The sequence below is a fragment of the Salinicoccus jeotgali genome (assembly GCF_055379195.1).
Map to the genome: position 1 here is coordinate 467,867 of NZ_AP043830.1, position 14,792 is coordinate 482,658.

General features: G+C 47.1%; 21 protein-coding genes. 11 read left to right on the forward strand and 10 right to left on the reverse strand.

Annotated elements, in window-relative coordinates; genetic code table 11:
* The first annotated feature begins 7 nt into the window (after positions 1-7).
* On the forward strand, positions 8-250 hold the full coding sequence (locus ACZ43I_RS02395) for a NifU family protein (protein WP_344703381.1): 243 nt from the start codon (positions 8-10) through the stop codon (positions 248-250).
* Between the two features lie 57 nt (positions 251-307).
* Here ACZ43I_RS02395 and ACZ43I_RS02400 read toward each other — a convergent pair whose 3' ends face one another.
* Positions 308-1,366, reverse strand: coding sequence for an NAD(P)/FAD-dependent oxidoreductase (locus ACZ43I_RS02400; RefSeq protein WP_344703379.1), 1,059 nt, complete (start codon positions 1,364-1,366; stop codon positions 308-310).
* 103 nt (positions 1,367-1,469) lie between these two features.
* Here ACZ43I_RS02400 and ACZ43I_RS02405 point away from each other — a divergent pair, with 103 nt between their 5' ends.
* The 6 genes from ACZ43I_RS02405 (at position 1,470) to ACZ43I_RS02430 (ending at position 5,734) form a co-directional block, all read left to right on the forward strand.
* A complete protein-coding gene (locus ACZ43I_RS02405) occupies positions 1,470-1,733 on the forward strand; it encodes a DUF1450 domain-containing protein (RefSeq protein WP_344703377.1) in 264 nt (87 codons plus the stop codon).
* Between the two features lie 59 nt (positions 1,734-1,792).
* The gene (locus ACZ43I_RS02410; protein WP_344703375.1) at positions 1,793-2,152 is read left to right on the forward strand and encodes a HesB/IscA family protein; all 360 of its coding nucleotides are present in this window, start codon (positions 1,793-1,795) and stop codon (positions 2,150-2,152) included.
* Positions 2,153-2,276: 124 nt separating this feature from the next.
* Complete coding sequence (locus ACZ43I_RS02415) at positions 2,277-3,488, forward strand: NAD(P)/FAD-dependent oxidoreductase (protein ID WP_344703373.1); 1,212 nt, start codon at positions 2,277-2,279, stop codon at positions 3,486-3,488.
* Positions 3,489-3,551: 63 nt separating this feature from the next.
* Positions 3,552-3,869: a YuiB family protein gene (locus ACZ43I_RS02420; RefSeq protein ID WP_344703371.1), complete on the forward strand. Its 318-nt coding sequence runs from the start codon at positions 3,552-3,554 to the stop codon at positions 3,867-3,869.
* Positions 3,870-3,879: 10 nt separating this feature from the next.
* Positions 3,880-5,367: a leucyl aminopeptidase gene (locus tag ACZ43I_RS02425; protein ID WP_344703369.1), complete on the forward strand. Its 1,488-nt coding sequence runs from the start codon at positions 3,880-3,882 to the stop codon at positions 5,365-5,367.
* The gene (locus ACZ43I_RS02430; protein ID WP_344703367.1) at positions 5,360-5,734 is read left to right on the forward strand and encodes a hotdog fold thioesterase; all 375 of its coding nucleotides are present in this window, start codon (positions 5,360-5,362) and stop codon (positions 5,732-5,734) included. Before ACZ43I_RS02425 ends, ACZ43I_RS02430 begins: the two co-directional genes overlap by 8 nt.
* Positions 5,735-5,799: 65 nt before the next feature.
* Here ACZ43I_RS02430 and ACZ43I_RS02435 read toward each other — a convergent pair whose 3' ends face one another.
* The 9 genes from ACZ43I_RS02435 to ACZ43I_RS02475 form a co-directional block, all read right to left on the reverse strand.
* Complete coding sequence (locus ACZ43I_RS02435) at positions 5,800-6,645, reverse strand: IS3 family transposase (protein ID WP_461047626.1); 846 nt, start codon at positions 6,643-6,645, stop codon at positions 5,800-5,802.
* Positions 6,642-6,959 (reverse strand): helix-turn-helix domain-containing protein, encoded by a 318-nt coding sequence (locus ACZ43I_RS02440; protein ID WP_344703118.1) that lies wholly within the window; start codon positions 6,957-6,959, stop codon positions 6,642-6,644. The genes ACZ43I_RS02435 and ACZ43I_RS02440 overlap by 4 nt, the downstream gene beginning before the upstream one ends.
* Before the next feature lie 103 nt (positions 6,960-7,062).
* Positions 7,063-7,428: a monovalent cation/H(+) antiporter subunit G gene (mnhG, locus tag ACZ43I_RS02445; RefSeq protein WP_344703175.1), complete on the reverse strand. Its 366-nt coding sequence runs from the start codon at positions 7,426-7,428 to the stop codon at positions 7,063-7,065.
* Positions 7,406-7,705 (reverse strand): Na(+)/H(+) antiporter subunit F1, encoded by a 300-nt coding sequence (locus ACZ43I_RS02450; protein WP_344703177.1) that lies wholly within the window; start codon positions 7,703-7,705, stop codon positions 7,406-7,408. Before ACZ43I_RS02450 ends, mnhG begins: the two co-directional genes overlap by 23 nt.
* Positions 7,702-8,181 carry a Na+/H+ antiporter subunit E gene (locus tag ACZ43I_RS02455; protein ID WP_344703179.1) on the reverse strand — a complete coding sequence of 160 codons (480 nt, stop codon included), beginning with the start codon at positions 8,179-8,181 and terminating at the stop codon, positions 7,702-7,704. Before ACZ43I_RS02455 ends, ACZ43I_RS02450 begins: the two co-directional genes overlap by 4 nt.
* Complete coding sequence (locus ACZ43I_RS02460; RefSeq protein ID WP_344703181.1) at positions 8,182-9,675, reverse strand: Na+/H+ antiporter subunit D; 1,494 nt, start codon at positions 9,673-9,675, stop codon at positions 8,182-8,184. It abuts the gene before it with no gap.
* Positions 9,665-10,006, reverse strand: a complete 342-nt coding sequence (locus tag ACZ43I_RS02465) for a Na(+)/H(+) antiporter subunit C (RefSeq protein ID WP_344703182.1) — start codon at positions 10,004-10,006, stop codon at positions 9,665-9,667. Before ACZ43I_RS02465 ends, ACZ43I_RS02460 begins: the two co-directional genes overlap by 11 nt.
* Entirely contained in the window at positions 10,006-10,473 is a 468-nt protein-coding gene (locus tag ACZ43I_RS02470) for a Na(+)/H(+) antiporter subunit B (RefSeq protein ID WP_344703183.1), read from the reverse strand. Before ACZ43I_RS02470 ends, ACZ43I_RS02465 begins: the two co-directional genes overlap by 1 nt.
* Positions 10,442-12,853: a Na+/H+ antiporter subunit A gene (locus ACZ43I_RS02475; RefSeq protein ID WP_344703184.1), complete on the reverse strand. Its 2,412-nt coding sequence runs from the start codon at positions 12,851-12,853 to the stop codon at positions 10,442-10,444. The genes ACZ43I_RS02470 and ACZ43I_RS02475 overlap by 32 nt, the downstream gene beginning before the upstream one ends.
* 207 nt (positions 12,854-13,060) lie before the next feature.
* Here ACZ43I_RS02475 and ACZ43I_RS02480 point away from each other — a divergent pair, with 207 nt between their 5' ends.
* The 4 genes from ACZ43I_RS02480 to ygs all read left to right on the forward strand — a co-directional run bounded on the left by ACZ43I_RS02480 (position 13,061) and on the right by ygs (position 14,705).
* On the forward strand, positions 13,061-13,651 hold the full coding sequence (locus ACZ43I_RS02480; protein WP_344703185.1) for a peptidylprolyl isomerase: 591 nt from the start codon (positions 13,061-13,063) through the stop codon (positions 13,649-13,651).
* A gap of 115 nt (positions 13,652-13,766) precedes the next feature.
* Positions 13,767-13,973 (forward strand): hypothetical protein, encoded by a 207-nt coding sequence (locus ACZ43I_RS02485; protein ID WP_344703187.1) that lies wholly within the window; start codon positions 13,767-13,769, stop codon positions 13,971-13,973.
* Positions 13,951-14,208, forward strand: a complete 258-nt coding sequence (locus ACZ43I_RS02490) for a DUF1871 family protein (RefSeq protein WP_344703189.1) — start codon at positions 13,951-13,953, stop codon at positions 14,206-14,208. The genes ACZ43I_RS02485 and ACZ43I_RS02490 overlap by 23 nt, the downstream gene beginning before the upstream one ends.
* Before the next feature lie 116 nt (positions 14,209-14,324).
* Positions 14,325-14,705, forward strand: a complete 381-nt coding sequence (ygs, locus tag ACZ43I_RS02495) for a S1 domain-containing post-transcriptional regulator Ygs (protein ID WP_344703191.1) — start codon at positions 14,325-14,327, stop codon at positions 14,703-14,705.
* The last annotated feature ends 87 nt before the right edge of the window (positions 14,706-14,792 follow it).

Consider the following 14,792-nt stretch of genomic DNA (forward strand, 5'->3'; position numbering starts at 1 on the left):
GAATGGAATGACTACAGGACAAGATACAATGTACGAACGAGTAGATGAAGTACTGGATAAATTGCGTCCGTTTCTGCTGAGAGATGGTGGGGACTGCGAACTTGTGGATGTTGAGGACGGCATCGTCAAATTGCGCCTTCTGGGTGCATGCGGCACATGCCCAAGTTCCACAATCACACTCAAGGCAGGCATCGAGCGTGCTCTCCTTGAAGAAGTTCCAGGATTTGTAGAAGTAGAACAAGTCTTTTAAAATAACAACAGCCCCTGCATTCGCGGGGGCTGTTGTTTCATTTAGCTGTTCATGAGCCTAGACCCCGAGCTTATACATCCACAGCACACCGCTTTTCAGCATGCGGGCGATACGTCCGGTGACCGTCCTCTCCCTGAGGTAGGCAAAGCCTTCTTTTGAACCGAGTGAGCCGAGAACCCCCTGCATTTTGATGTCGGGCATTTCCTCTGGCAACGGCTTATTCTTAATGACTGCCTCGATGATTTCGGCAATCTGCTCTGCCTGGCCTTCGGCGACTTGGGCCGAAGGTGCGTGCTTGAGTGCTGCCGAGTCACCCACGACATACGCATCTTCAAAGCCTGGTATCTGGTGATATTGGTTCAATACCACACGCCCCCCCGGGCCGAACTCTACAGGAAGGTTGCGGACGACTTCAACAGGCTGAACCCCAGCAGTCCATATCGACATATCGAGGGCATGGGAGTCATCATTGTTGTAGACTGTATCGGCTGCGACTTCAACGATGTTGGAGTTTGGGATGACTTCGACGTCATTATCGTCAAACCATCTTTTGACGTACGCGCTGAGACGTTCAGGGTACATCGGCAAGATCCGGTCCCCGCGGTCGAAAAGCCGGATTTTAAGATCTTCACGTGCTTCACGGAGTTCGCTTGCTATCTCGATGCCGCTTAGGCCGGCGCCGATGATGCCCACTTTCGAGCCGGGATCCAAGTCGCCGATCTTCTCGTAGGTGGCACGGGACTGCCTGAGGCTTTGGATGCTGTATGTATGTTCAGCAGCCCCCGGCACCCCATGGTATTTATCTTCACAGCCAAGGCCGATGACGAGCATGTCATAATGGATCGTCTCCTTTTCAAGGGTCACAGCCTTGTTTTCGAGATCGATGCCGGTTATTGTATCAAAGAGCACTTTGACGTTCTTGTCGTCAGGAAAGTCCATCCGGACTTTGGTCTCGCTTTTAGTGCCCGCTGCGAGCGCATAGTATTCAGTCTTCATCCCGTGGAAGGGATTCACATCCACCAATGTGATGGTATAGCCGGAAGGGAGCTTAGGAGCTATGCGTTGGATGAAGCGCATATTTCCGTAGCCACCCCCAAGACAAACGATATTCTTCATAGTCAGTACCGCCTTGTTTTTAAATTCTAGTATATCCATTATAATAGTTAAGTATGTAAACTACAATGAATGGAATTAATATATAGTGGAAAGAAGGATAATAATGTTCACTCTCGTCGAATTCTGCTCATCCAACATGCTGAAGGGCACCGAAGACATCTACCAAAAACTCGATGAAGACCCAGGCATAGACGTGCTCGACTACGGATGCCTCAACAACTGCGGCTTATGCAGTAAGGCATTCTTCGTCTTGGTTGATGGCGAGATAGTCAGTGCGATGACAGCAGATAAGCTGCTCGAGAAGATATATAAACGCATAGAGAAGAACAATGAAAAGCTGGAAAAGGAATTTGATGATTTGAGTTGATTGCCCCAGTGCTTTATAATCAACAGTATAATATAATAAAAAATTAAAGAGGTGACGGTATGTCTCATATAACATTGACCGAAAGCGCAGCCTACGAAGTGAAGGATATGCTCGAGCAGAACGATATGGAAGACGGATACCTCAGATTCAAAGTGCAAGGTGGCGGGTGTACAGGCTTGACTTACGGCATGGGCGCGGAAACCGAGCAGACTGATAAAGATGAAGTGTACGAATTCTATGGCGTAAAAGTGCTTGTGGACAAATATGATATCCCAGTAATCGACGGGACGGTAATAGACTTCAAACAGTCGTTGATGGGTGGCGGCTTCACCATTGAAAATCCAAATGCCACACTGTCATGCGGATGCGGTTCCTCCTTCCGTACCAACGAAGTTGCGGGCGAACCGGGAGATTGTTAGAATCTGCACTGAATCACTTGAAATATGTGAAAGAAATCGCTAATATTATATAAGAATAATATTAGCGATTTTAGTTGTGGCAATGTTTATCGGAATAAATAACGAGAGAAAAGGTGACGTTACAATGAGTTTTGAAAGAAAGAAGATTCTTGTGTTGGGTGCAGGCTATGCAGGATTGCAGATGGTTTCAAACTTACAGAAGAAGCTGTCCTTCCAAGATGCCGACATTACGCTGATCAACAAGAATGAATATCACTATGAATCTACTTGGCTACATGAGACGGCTGCCGGCACCATGGAGTGGCAGGACGGCGTCTATCCTATAAATAAGGTGATCGATGCCCAGAAAGTGGTTTTCGTACCTGCTGAAGTGACTGCCATCAATAAAGATGAACAGACCGTCGAAACGACACACGGTAATTTCGATTATGATATTCTCGTGGTCGCACTTGGTTTCGAAAGTGAAACATTCGGCATCGATGGCATGGCAGACCATGCGCATTCCATCGTCAACCCTCAGACTGCGGTCAAGGCCTACCGCGAGATAGAAGAAAACATCGCCAACTATAAGCGTTCCAATGACCAGAAAGATCTCTCCATATTGGTCGGCGGTGCTGGATTCACAGGCATCGAATACTTGGGCGAGCTTGTTGAAAGTGTGCCGGAACTGTGTGAGAAATATGGCGTCGACTACAACAAAGTCAATATCACTTGCGTTGAAGCGGCACCAAAAATGCTGCCGATGTTCCCGGAAAATCTCGTGCAGTATGCAATGAAATTCCTTGAAGACCGCGGCGTCAAATTTATGGTCAATACACCTATCGTCGCTGCCAACGAAGATGGCTTTATAGTTGAAGTGAATGACGAAAAACAGCAGCTTGAAGCGAACAGTGTCATTTGGACTGCAGGTGTCCGCGGCAGTAAGCTCATGGATGAAACCTTCGAAGGCGTAAAACGCGGTCGTCTTGTAGTGGAACCTGACTTGACGGCAAAAGGATACGATAACATCTATGTCATAGGTGACGTTGCAGCTGTAATGAACGGTGAGGGTGAAAATGCCCGTCCTTACCCAACCACCGCCCAGATTGCAATGCAGCTTGGGGAACATACTGCGAAAAATATCGAATTGACATTGAAGGGCGACAAGAAGGAACCATTCGTGTTTTCCGATAAAGGCACCGTATGTTCACTCGGTTCGAACGATGGTATCGGCCTTGTGCTGGGGCGCGAAATAAAAGGTAAGAAAGCAGCCTTCATGAAACGTGTAGTCGATACAAGGGCAGTCTTCAAAATCGGCGGCCCGCTCCTCGCGTATTCGAAAGGCAAAATGTTCTGATAAATCGATAGTGCAGGCATGGGTATTTTATGCCCATGCCTTTTTCAGTTGGAGGTCAAATAAATGTCAATAATACAGCTAGCCATATCCATGCTGTTATTTTTTGTGCTGTTCTACGGCATAAGTTTCATCCTCAATATGATCCTGAAAATGACATGGTTGATGGTGGGGGTCTACCCGATCATTGTATTGCTCATCGTCGATGGAATATCGACGGCCGAGTATCTTACGAATACTGCAGGAGCGTTCAGTACGCTTGGGGAACACCTCGTGAACCTGCAGATTGCAGATATACTGATGCTCGGCAGCGGCCTTGTCGGGACCATACTTGCAGGAATGACGATACGTTATCTGCGCAACGCCGGATATCAGATGTTCTAGGGGGAATAGAATGAAATTTCAATATCGAGATAAATATATCGCTACGGATGAGCCGATCATCATCGGCCTGCCGAAGGATCCGGCAACTCTGTTGAATTTTGAAGAAGTGGACACCTTACTTAATGGCCAGCTTGAAGAGATGGTCGAGAAGGACATCCTGTCCGCAGAGTTCAAGAAAATCACCGCGACAGGTGTACATATTCAGCAGGACTACAGAAAAGTAGTCGCAATCGGCCTGGGCGATCAGGAGGCTTTTGAAGAGACGGGGATGCTGGAAGTGTTCGGGACGCTGTTTCAATATCTGAAGCAGTCTGATATCGCCGAAGGACAGATTTTAATGGACACGTTCGAGGTTAAAGGACAGAATTCGGCAGAAGCGCTTGCAATAATGTCAGAAGCGAGCATATATGAGTTCTATTCCTATAAGACCGATTCAGGCCCGGGCTTTGCGGAAACAGCCCACTTCTCATTGACTGGCACACGCGACATCAAAAATGATGTGGCGTACTACAGCACTGTCGGGGAAAGCATAGCATTGGCACGCAATTTCAGTGAGACGCCGCCAAACATCATGACGCCTGAGCACATGGCAGGGAAGATTGCGGATATCTTCAGTACCCATGAACATGTTACCGGAGAGATTAAAGATGAGCAGGTGCTGGAAGAGGAAGGGTATGGTCTGATTATGACCGTAGGCAAGGCTTCCGAGGCGAAGCCAAGGCTGGTCACGATCGAATATGCGCATCCTGAGGCGAAAAATCATAAGCCGGTTGCATTGGTCGGCAAGGGTATCACGTTCGATACTGGAGGCTACTCGATCAAATCCAAGACGGGAATGCCTGAAATGAAGTACGATATGAGCGGCGCTGCGAATGTCATCGGCATGATCCATGCGATTTCGAAAATGAAGCTTCCGGTCCACGTCATTGCCGTTGTGGCACTGGCTGAAAATATGGTTGATGGCAATGCGATGCGCCCTGATGATGTCTACACTTCCTACAGCGGCCAGACGGTTGAAGTGAAGAATACGGATGCAGAAGGCCGGCTCGTGCTGGGCGACGCAGTATTCCATGCTTCACAGTATTCTCCATCAATCATTATGGATTTCGCCACATTGACAGGCGCGGTGGTGGCAGCGCTCGGTACTGAACGGACGGGGATATTTACAAATAAATCGAATGAATTCCTAAAACCTCTGATAGAGGTGTCGGAACAGACCGGTGAAGCAGTATGGCAATTGCCGATTTCTGACGTGGAAGAGCGCAATGTCCGCGCATCAGCTGTCGCTGATCTGACCAACCATGTTGAGAAGCCGGGACGCGCTTCATTCGCAGCATGCTTCATCAAACAGTTCGCGAACGGCACACCTTGGATCCATTTCGACATAGCAGGGACAGGCACTGCAGATTCACCGACCGCGTTCGGTCCGAAAGGGGCCACTGGGGTCATGATACGTACCATCGTTAAACTTTTTGAATCGGGGGAAATACATGAATAGCGGATTGATAGAGCTCTTGTCGATAGAAACAGTGCATGAGGAACCTGGTTTGATGGTCATGGAGATGCCGGTTACCGAAAAGGTCTTCCAACCTTTCGGCTACTTGCACGGCGGCGCCAGTGTCGTCCTTGCAGAAACCGCAGCGAGTATGGGAGCCACCTCCCTTGTCGGGGATGATGAAATCACGTTTGGTATGGAGATCAACGCCAATCATATGAAAACCAAACAATCGGGCACGCTCACGGCGAAAGCCAAATGCCGTCATCAAGGCCGGACGACCCAAATATGGGAAATTGAAATCACTGATGAGGTGGAAGAGATTGTCTGTCTATCAAGGTGTACGATGGCAGTCAAAAAGAAAAGATAAAAAAAACGATGGATAAATTAGACTGACCTAGCAGTATGAGACACATATAAAACACCTTCATTAGGCTACCTTCCTCCAAAATGAATTGGAGGAAGGTAGCCTAATTTTTCTTGTATTCTTTCTTCGTTATAGTACTTTAAGTATTGATTCACACGTGAAATCGTCTCAACATTACTGAGTGAATTGAATCTGGTGTATATAAACGCTTCAGACTTCAGGTTAGAATGGAACGATTCGATGACCGCATTATCCCAACAGTTCCCGCGTCTGGACATGCTGCTCACCAGATTATTTTCCATTACATATGACTGATAGGCATATGATGTATACACACTCCCTTGGTCCGAATGAATGATCACGCCTTTAGGATGTGCCCGTTTCTCCAAAGCTTCTTTCAGTGTATCCAGCACTAATGGCGTCTGCTGATGATTATACAATTTGGCTGCGACAATCTCATTGTTGTAAAGATCTATAATCGTTGACAGGTACTGCACAGTGCGCCCGTATTGGATGTAAGTAATGTCCGTGACCCATTTTTGGTTGGGCGCGGCAGCCTGAAAGTCACGCTTGATTCGATCGGGTGCGATAATAATGGTTTCCCCTTGTGACTGCCATTTCTTTTTCGGCTTAATCCGGCATTGTAGATGATATTTCTGCATGATGCGCTGCACAGTGTTCCGATTCCTTTTGATATTGTAGTCTCGCTGCAACAACGCTCTCACCTTGCGATGGCCGTATCGATACTTCGTCGACTCACATATATCAATGATTGTCCGCTCGACATCGGTCAACGATGAATCAGTGGCTTCCGATCGCCATCGGTAGTAGGTTGAACGCGGCACAAGCAATGCACTTAAAATGGCAGTAATCGTGTATTTGGTCTGCATTCTTTCAACAAGTGTCAGAACTATTTCTTTTTCAACTCCTTTTCGATCGCCATATACTTTTTTAAAATATCGTTCTCCATCTTCAAATGTTCAATCTGACGATCTTTTCGTTCATCAGCTGAGCGCTCTTCAGGACCATGTCCATAGGTATACTGCTTTCCAATCGGTTGATCAAATCGATAAAGTTCCCCTTGCTTATACCATCTGACCCATGTGGAAATTTGAGATTTATTCTTGATGCCGTATTTCTCCATAATTTCATTTGTAGTCAATTCACCCGCCATTTTCGCTTTGACCACTGCCCACTTGGTCTCACTTGAATATACGTTTTTGCCCATGCAAAAACACCTCCGATTCAGTACTTGATGAACATTGTACCATTTCGAAGGTGTTTTATATTGTCTCAAATAATTAGGTTAGTCTAAAATATCCATCGTTTTTTTATTGGGCGGATTCTTCCTCCCGCGTTTCATCTCGCTTCAATTCATTCAACACAGTCGATTCGGCAGGTTCTACATCCGCGTGGAATGCGCTTCGGGAGAGCATATGCGCCGAGACCGGGCCAGTGATGAAGACGAACAGTACTGCCAGGAACAGCTTGCTGTCCACATGGCCCTCTATATACCAGAAGTACAGGAAAGTACCGGTCATCATCATCATCACCCCAAGAGTGGAACTCTTCGAGGCTGCATGAAGCCTCGAGTACACATCAGGCAGGCGGATGACTCCAAGGGCACTGACTGCTGCAAAGAAGGCGCCTCCCAGGATGAAGAAGGCAATGATGCTAGTCATTATCAGTTCTATCATTTTCGAAGATCACGCCTTTCTCCAGATATTTCGCAAACGCGATTGTTGCAATGTAGGCGAGAATGCCGATCAGCAATATGACAACGAGCAGATAAGTGGTGCGCAGCGTCATGGCCATCAGTGCGATCATGGCCATCAGCAAAATGCCAAGCGCATCAAGCGCCACCACTTTATCGTGCAGTGAAGGGCCTTTGACCATGCGGTAGATCATACCGAGCATGGCGAAAGCCAGGATGATGATGCTGATAATTATGATGATGTCCAAAAAAGTTGTCATGCTTTCTTCACCTCTTCTATCGGATGTTCGAAGCTGTCTTTGATGGATTTGATCTCGGACTCCGCATCCTCAATGTCTAAGGCATGGATATATAGGATGGAACGGTCATCTGAAATCGCAACGACTAATGTACCGGGCGTCAAAGTGATGAGAGCCGATAGCAGACTAACTGCCCACTCATCTTTTAAATCGCATGGATAGGCAAAAAATGCAGGCTTCACATCGATTTTCGGACGCAGTACGATTTTAACAACTTCAATGTTCGACTTGATCAACTCGATGATGAAGATGAAGGTGAGGCGGATTATCGCATAGACCCGCTTCAGATAGAATGAACCTGGAAGGAATCCCCTTAGTATATAGACTGACAATAGGCCGAGCAGATAGCCGGTCGTAAAGGCAGGAACGGTAAAATTCGAACCGATGAACATCCATAGGAAAGCAAGTGCCAGGTTTATGAGTATCTGTAGAGCCATCTATTCCACCTCCGTCAAGTAGTTGGAGTAAGAAGCCGGATCATAGAAAGATTGCGCAGCCATATCAAAGAGTGGATATAGGGCATCAGCAGCAAGTCCGAATACAACCGACAGTATGACCATAGCGAAGGATGCAAATAATATCTTATCGCTTTTAATCGGGCGCAGCTTCGAGAAATCCATGTCGCTGCCCCAGAATACCCCGATGAAAATCTTGATTACAGAATACAGTACGGCAAGACTCGAGAGGAGTACAATGATTCCAGAGATGTAATGGTCATTTTCAAAGGTCGACTGGACGATGAAAAGCTTGCCATAAAATCCGGATAACGGTGGGACTCCGGTGAGTCCCATCGCAGCGATGAAGAACATCCATCCAGTCCATGGATGCAGCTTGATCAGACCGCCAAGTTTCTGGATGCCGGTCTCCCCCGTGCGATAGATCAGATAACCCACCAGCATGAAGAGTGCCGCTTTTATGAGCATATCGTGTATGAGGTAGTAGAAGGCCCCGATAAGACCAGTCTGATCCATCATTGCCACACCAACAAGGATGACACCGACGGCAATAAGTATATTATAGATGATGATGCGTTTCATATCAGTGTAGCTGAGGGCACCGATTGACCCCATTACAACCGTCGCCAAAGCAATTAGCAGCAGAATCTGGTTTGTGAAATCTATATTGTCGATGAAGAATAGGCTGTATGTCCGTGCAATGGCATATACACCAACCTTGGTCAAAAGCGCTCCGAAAAGGACGAGTATTGGCATAGGTGGCGCATAATAGGAGCCGGGCAACCAGAAGTAGAGTGGAAACACACCCGCTTTTGTCGCAAATACGAAGATGAACAGGACGGCGACAAGCGTCATGATACTGTAGTTCCCTTCAAAAGCTGATAATTTATTATAGATATCCGCCATATTCAATGAGCCTGTTACAGAATAGAGATACGCCAGGCCAAGCACGAAGAAGTTCGAAGAAATCAGGTTGACCAGGATATATTTGAAGCCTTCCTGAAGTTGAATCTTCGTGCCGCCGAGAGTGATGAGTACATAAGATGCGAGTAGGAACACCTCAAAGAAGACGAACATGTTGAAAATGTCCCCGGTGGAAAATGCACCGTTCACTCCCGTGATCATGAACATTACCATGACATAATAATAGTACTTCTCCCGTTCAATGCCGATCGACTGGAATGAGTAGATGACAGTGAATAAGGTGATGATAGCCGTCGTTAACAGCAGCAGGGCGGCAGCCATATCGATGACGACACTGATGCCGAACGGGGCGACCCAGCTGCCGATGTAGGTGACGATGGTGCCGCTCTGGTAAACATGGATGGTAAGCCAGATGGTGGCGATGAGGGCAAGCAGGCTGCCTACTGCCGCCATTACTCTGTGTGCCAAAGGACGTCTGCCTGTAAACAGCATCACTATTCCGGTGAAGAAAGGAATGATTATGGGCAGCAATGGCAATATGTTAGTCGTCATGTGGAACTCCTTTCATTTCTTCAACATCATCTGTCCCCAACTCTCCGTAGGCTCTTAGGGCAAGGACCAGAATGAATGCAGTCAGCGCGAAGGCGATGACTATCGCGGTCAATATAAGCGCCTGCGGCAGGGGATCGGTGTAGCTTTCGACTGCCTCATCAAGTACAGGCACGTTGCCACGCTTGAGTTTCCCCATCGTCAACAGCATGAGGTGCACGCCGTGGCTCAACAAAGCTGTGCCGATGATGATGCGGATGACGCTCCTTGATAGCATGAGGTAGACGGCAGAACCGATCAGTATACCACTCAGTAGAATTGTTATCAGTTCCATCAGTTTTCCGCCTCCCCGACAAGTACTATGATCAAGAGCGTAGTCGCAGCCACTGTCAGGAACACCCCAAGGTCGAACAGAACGGCGGAGTGGAGAGCCACATCACCGAATAAGGGTATTTCTATGTGGGTGTGCTGGTGCGTGAAAAACGGTGTGCCGAAAAGGAAGGATAGCGTAGGCAAGCCGACTGCAAACGCCAATCCAGATGTAATGATCAACCTGAAGTCGATCGGAACCATCCGTTGCAGTGTCTTCTTGTCATATGCGATCAACAGCAATATCAATGCTGCAGCAGCAAGCAATCCTCCCACAAAACCGCCGCCTGGTGTATAGTGGCCGGCAAAGAAAAGGTTGAATGAGAACATGATGACGATGAGGAATACCAGTTTCGCAGTGAACTGCAAAAAGACGTCGTTCATCCGTCTATCCACTTTATCATGCCCGGTTTTCTTCAGGGTTTGCTTCATCTGTCTCATCCTTTCTGTTTAGTCTTAGTTTCATTAGAGCATAGATGCCGATTCCGGCGATGCCGAACACCAATGTTTCAAACAAGGTATCGAAGCCACGGAAATCGACGAGTATGACGTTGACCATATTGCCGCCGGCACCGAGTTCTTTGACATTATCGATGTGGAACTGGCTGATGCGGTCGAACAGTTGATTGGAGTATGCAATCAGGCCGATCATGATGACGATGATGCCGACTCCAAGGGACACAAGGAAATTAGTGAACTTGAAGCGCATGCGTTCCGGATGCTTGCTTCTTGCTGGAAGATGGTAGAAGCATACGAGGAACAACGCTGTTGTTACCGTTTCGATGGCCAGCTGCGTCAGAGCTAGATCTGGTGCCCTGAAGAACACGAAGAACAGGGCCATCACGAAACCGATTGCGCTGAGCATGATGATTGAAACGATACGGGATTTGGTGACGAGTATGACCGTAATCGATATCAGGACGATCATTACAAGAATCATTTCCTGGATGCCGACAGGTGCCATATCCGAAAAGTCGACCTGTATACCCGTGTTCCATAGTGAGATGGCGCCCAACACGACGAAAAACATGAAGATATAGGCCAGATAGGAACGGATGAAGCCTGTCATGTAGCTATCGGTCACTTTTCTTGAAGCGAATCTGCTGTGCATGAGCCCTTGGTCATAGACATAATTCAAGGTAAAACGCTCTTTATGGTAATCATATATGAACATCCACTTGTCCCGGAAATAGAATAACAATGAACCGATGATGACGATGGCAATCGTCGCCCATAGAGCAGGATTCGTAAACCCATGCCACATGGAGATATGGGTGCCGAGCGGCGCATCAGTCGCCATTATGCTCATGGCGGCCGGATCGATTATTGAACCTGACAATACGTTCGGGAACAGTCCGAATGTAATGACGAGTCCGGCAAGTATCGCTGGGGATATCCACATCAGGGCAGGCGCTTCATGGGGTTCCTTTGGTGTATCATGAGTACGTTTACCGAAGAAGACGCCAAAGATGATCTGTATGGAATAGATGAAAGTGAATATACTTCCGACTATTGCAAGCAGAGGGAATATAAAAGCAATATTCGCCAATGAAGCAAAATCAGCATCTGACACATGGATCATCGCCTCAAGGAAAAGTTCCTTCGACAGGAAGCCGTTGAACGGCGGCAGCCCCGCCATTGATAACGCTGTAATGAAAGTCAACGTAAACGAGATCGGCATAAGGGTCAAAAGGCCGCCGAGGCGCTTCAGACTTCTTGTGCCTGTCTCATGGTCGAGTATTCCAGTAATCATGAAAAGTGCACCTTTGAAGGTCGCATGGTTGATGAGGTGGAATACCGCCGCCACAACGGCAATCGAGAAATATGCCTCGCCGGCACCGGTGACCACGCTCAGTGCACCAAGGCCAAGCAGCGACATGATCATGCCGAGCTGGGAGACGGTGGAAAATGCCAATACTGCCTTCAGATCGTCTTTACGTACTGCATTGAAGGATGCCCAGGCAAGTGTAATCAACCCGCCGAGCAGAATGATCCACACCCATAATTCGGAGAATGCAAATAATGGCGTCAGGCGTGCAACGAGATATATGCCCGCTTTGACCATCGTGGCTGAGTGCAGATAGGCACTGACAGGCGTCGGTGCCTCCATAGCATCAGGCAGCCAGATATAGAATGGAAATTGTGCCGACTTGGTGAAAGCACCGAGCAGGATGAGCACAATGGCAATCGGTGCCACTGGACTTTCCTGGATGAGCGTAACCTGTGCCAGCATCTCACGGATGCTGTATGTGCCTGTAATCGTATGAAGAGTCAGGAACCCCCCAAGCAGCATGAATCCTCCGAACATGGTTATCAGCATGGACTTCTGTGCGCCATATAATGAACGTTCCTTCATGAACCAGAAGGCAATCAGAAGAAAGCTTGAAATGGAAGTCAATTCCCAAAACAGGTAGAGCATCAGAACATTATCGTTCAGGACGACGCCGAGCATCGCGCTCATAAACATGAGCAGGTAGACATAGAAGTTGCCCAGGTCTTCCCGGTGGGACAGGTAACCGATCGAATAGAGTACAACCAGTGCGCCTATCCCTGATATAAGTATGGCGAACAGGAGGCCGAGACCGTCTATGTAGACATCGAAATTCATCCCTATACGGGGCATCACTTGCATAGTCTCAAGTATCGGACCGCTGCTCACCTTTGGGATGAATGTTGCCAGGTAGATGGCAATTATGACAGGGACAGGCAATACGAACCAGCCCAGGTGAATGCGTTTGTAATATTTATAGATGATGCCGATCGCCACCGCAGCGACCAGGGGCAGTAATATCGCCATATGTATCAGCGTCAAAGTATATCCTCCTTCATTTTTACAATATATATTGCAATTATACAGCAATGCGACACCTAAATAAATGTATAGGGTTTGAAAAAATATAGAATGTCTGTATAGTGTTAAATAGGAAAAAAGGCAATATTTTTCATAGAAAATTCATTTTATATTTTTATAATTTCAATGTTAAAATTGCAATAAATGAAATCAGGAGGCATATTATTCATGGCATTTACACAATTGACGACAGAGGTAGCCAGCAACGAAACATCCGCAATCATCCGCACTAATCATGGGGACGTTAAAGTCAAGCTGTTCGGCGACATCGCCCCGAAAACGGTCGAGAACTTCACGACACATGCAAAAAACGGCTATTATGATGGACAGATCTTCCACCGTGTGATCAAGGACTTCATGGTGCAGGGCGGAGACCCGACAGGCACAGGCATGGGCGGAGAGAGTGTTTTCGGCGGAACGTTCGAGGACGAATTCTCAACAGAAGCATTCAATCTTTACGGCGCCCTATCCATGGCGAACGCAGGCCCTGGTACGAACGGCAGCCAGTTCTTCATCGTCCAGGCATCTGAAGTGCCGGCGCAGATGATTAACCAGCTTGAAGGTGCAGGATATCCAGCTGAGATCATTGAAGCCTATAAGGAAAAAGGTGGTACACCTTGGCTCGATCAGCGCCACACGGTTTTCGGTCATGTCATTGAGGGCATGGATGTAGTGGAGAAAATCGCAGACGTAGAGACAGGTGCACAAGATCGTCCGAAAGAAGATGTCAAGATAGAAACAATCGAAGTGACAAAGTAGCCTTAGACTTCCATAAAGAAGTTTGTTATAAACGCTCACAAAATAGTCACTAAAAGGGTCTCGATTCATAATAGACCTTTGTTATACTGTATGGAGCAAAGGTGAGTGAATATTTATGATGCCATTTTTATATTTCCCTGAAGATAAAAGTGAATATATACCCGCCTTCATCACTTTGGCGATCTGCATGCTTCTGGCTTATTTGGCTTATCGCCTGATTAAGCGCTACTCCGAGAAACAGGAGCAGAAAATGAAGGAGTTCGAAGAACAGGTGATGAAGCGGATGGAGCAGGAGAGCGATGAGCCCAGAAGCAGGTATTGAACTCTACAAACTTATTTCAGACTGGAACCCGCTTCAGCTGGAAGCGGGTTTTGATTATGACCCGGAAATATATGACACCATATCCGCCATATATGAAAGTGATGATGCACACGTTGTGGGCCGGGCGATCCAGGAGATCTTCAACCAGTCGTTCGAAACCGTGATACCCTTGGCAGAAATCCATCCGATAACTGAAAGGGCTCTAGTACTCAAACGACTCTATAACGATGTATGACCGCAGGTTCAATCCTGCGGTTTTTTCTTTTGGCAGTGTTTGATTCGATAAACACGATTGCTTGTGATAAAATGGTTCATGCGTATGATAACTGAAAAGTTAGCGGGGTAATCCAATTGGCAAAAAAATATCGGAAAGGCCAGTTCATCAAAGTCAAAGTAACTGGTATCCAGCCATATGGTGCTTTTGTCAAAACCCCTGATAATCAAGAAGGACTCATCCATATTTCAGAAGTGATGAATGATTATGTGCACGATGTGAACCAATTTTTATCCAAGGGCCAGATCGTCAGGGCTAAAGTACTCAGCGTGGATAAGAATGGGAAACTGAACCTTACATTGAAGGAAAATGAATACTTCAAAAACGAGGAGCGGAAACGGGATAGACGTTCCGTTCTGGATCAGATCAAGGACACGGAAGAATATGGCTTCGAGTCCATTAGACAAAAGATGCCGGAATGGATAGATACGGCGAAAAGACATTTGAAGGATAAATGATGGGCCTAGAAGAAGCATGTCCAGGCCACTGCAGCAGAAGTTGTAGTGGCCTGGGCATTTTTTATGGAAATCTATATTTCATCCTGA

What these genes read in the sequence shown, in the direction of transcription:
- ACZ43I_RS02405 (WP_344703377.1), top strand. Translation starts at nt 1,470, where the DNA reads ATGTTCACTCTCGTCGAATTCTGCTCATCCAACATGCTGAAGGGCACC.
- ACZ43I_RS02440 (WP_344703118.1), bottom strand. Translation starts at nt 6,959, where the DNA reads ATGGGCAAAAACGTATATTCAAGTGAGACCAAGTGGGCAGTGGTCAAA.
- ACZ43I_RS02415 (WP_344703373.1), top strand. Translation starts at nt 2,277, where the DNA reads ATGAGTTTTGAAAGAAAGAAGATTCTTGTGTTGGGTGCAGGCTATGCA.
- mnhG (WP_344703175.1), bottom strand. Translation starts at nt 7,428, where the DNA reads ATGATAGAACTGATAATGACTAGCATCATTGCCTTCTTCATCCTGGGA.
- ACZ43I_RS02410 (WP_344703375.1), top strand. Translation starts at nt 1,793, where the DNA reads ATGTCTCATATAACATTGACCGAAAGCGCAGCCTACGAAGTGAAGGAT.
- ACZ43I_RS02425 (WP_344703369.1), top strand. Translation starts at nt 3,880, where the DNA reads ATGAAATTTCAATATCGAGATAAATATATCGCTACGGATGAGCCGATC.
- ACZ43I_RS02430 (WP_344703367.1), top strand. Translation starts at nt 5,360, where the DNA reads ATGAATAGCGGATTGATAGAGCTCTTGTCGATAGAAACAGTGCATGAG.
- ACZ43I_RS02455 (WP_344703179.1), bottom strand. Translation starts at nt 8,181, where the DNA reads ATGGCTCTACAGATACTCATAAACCTGGCACTTGCTTTCCTATGGATG.
- ACZ43I_RS02400 (WP_344703379.1), bottom strand. Translation starts at nt 1,366, where the DNA reads ATGAAGAATATCGTTTGTCTTGGGGGTGGCTACGGAAATATGCGCTTC.
- ACZ43I_RS02465 (WP_344703182.1), bottom strand. Translation starts at nt 10,006, where the DNA reads ATGGAACTGATAACAATTCTACTGAGTGGTATACTGATCGGTTCTGCC.
- ACZ43I_RS02395 (WP_344703381.1), top strand. Translation starts at nt 8, where the DNA reads ATGACTACAGGACAAGATACAATGTACGAACGAGTAGATGAAGTACTG.
- ACZ43I_RS02460 (WP_344703181.1), bottom strand. Translation starts at nt 9,675, where the DNA reads ATGACGACTAACATATTGCCATTGCTGCCCATAATCATTCCTTTCTTC.
- ACZ43I_RS02490 (WP_344703189.1), top strand. Translation starts at nt 13,951, where the DNA reads ATGAGCCCAGAAGCAGGTATTGAACTCTACAAACTTATTTCAGACTGG.
- ACZ43I_RS02420 (WP_344703371.1), top strand. Translation starts at nt 3,552, where the DNA reads ATGTCAATAATACAGCTAGCCATATCCATGCTGTTATTTTTTGTGCTG.
- ACZ43I_RS02470 (WP_344703183.1), bottom strand. Translation starts at nt 10,473, where the DNA reads ATGAAGCAAACCCTGAAGAAAACCGGGCATGATAAAGTGGATAGACGG.
- ACZ43I_RS02450 (WP_344703177.1), bottom strand. Translation starts at nt 7,705, where the DNA reads ATGACAACTTTTTTGGACATCATCATAATTATCAGCATCATCATCCTG.
- ACZ43I_RS02480 (WP_344703185.1), top strand. Translation starts at nt 13,061, where the DNA reads ATGGCATTTACACAATTGACGACAGAGGTAGCCAGCAACGAAACATCC.
- ACZ43I_RS02485 (WP_344703187.1), top strand. Translation starts at nt 13,767, where the DNA reads ATGATGCCATTTTTATATTTCCCTGAAGATAAAAGTGAATATATACCC.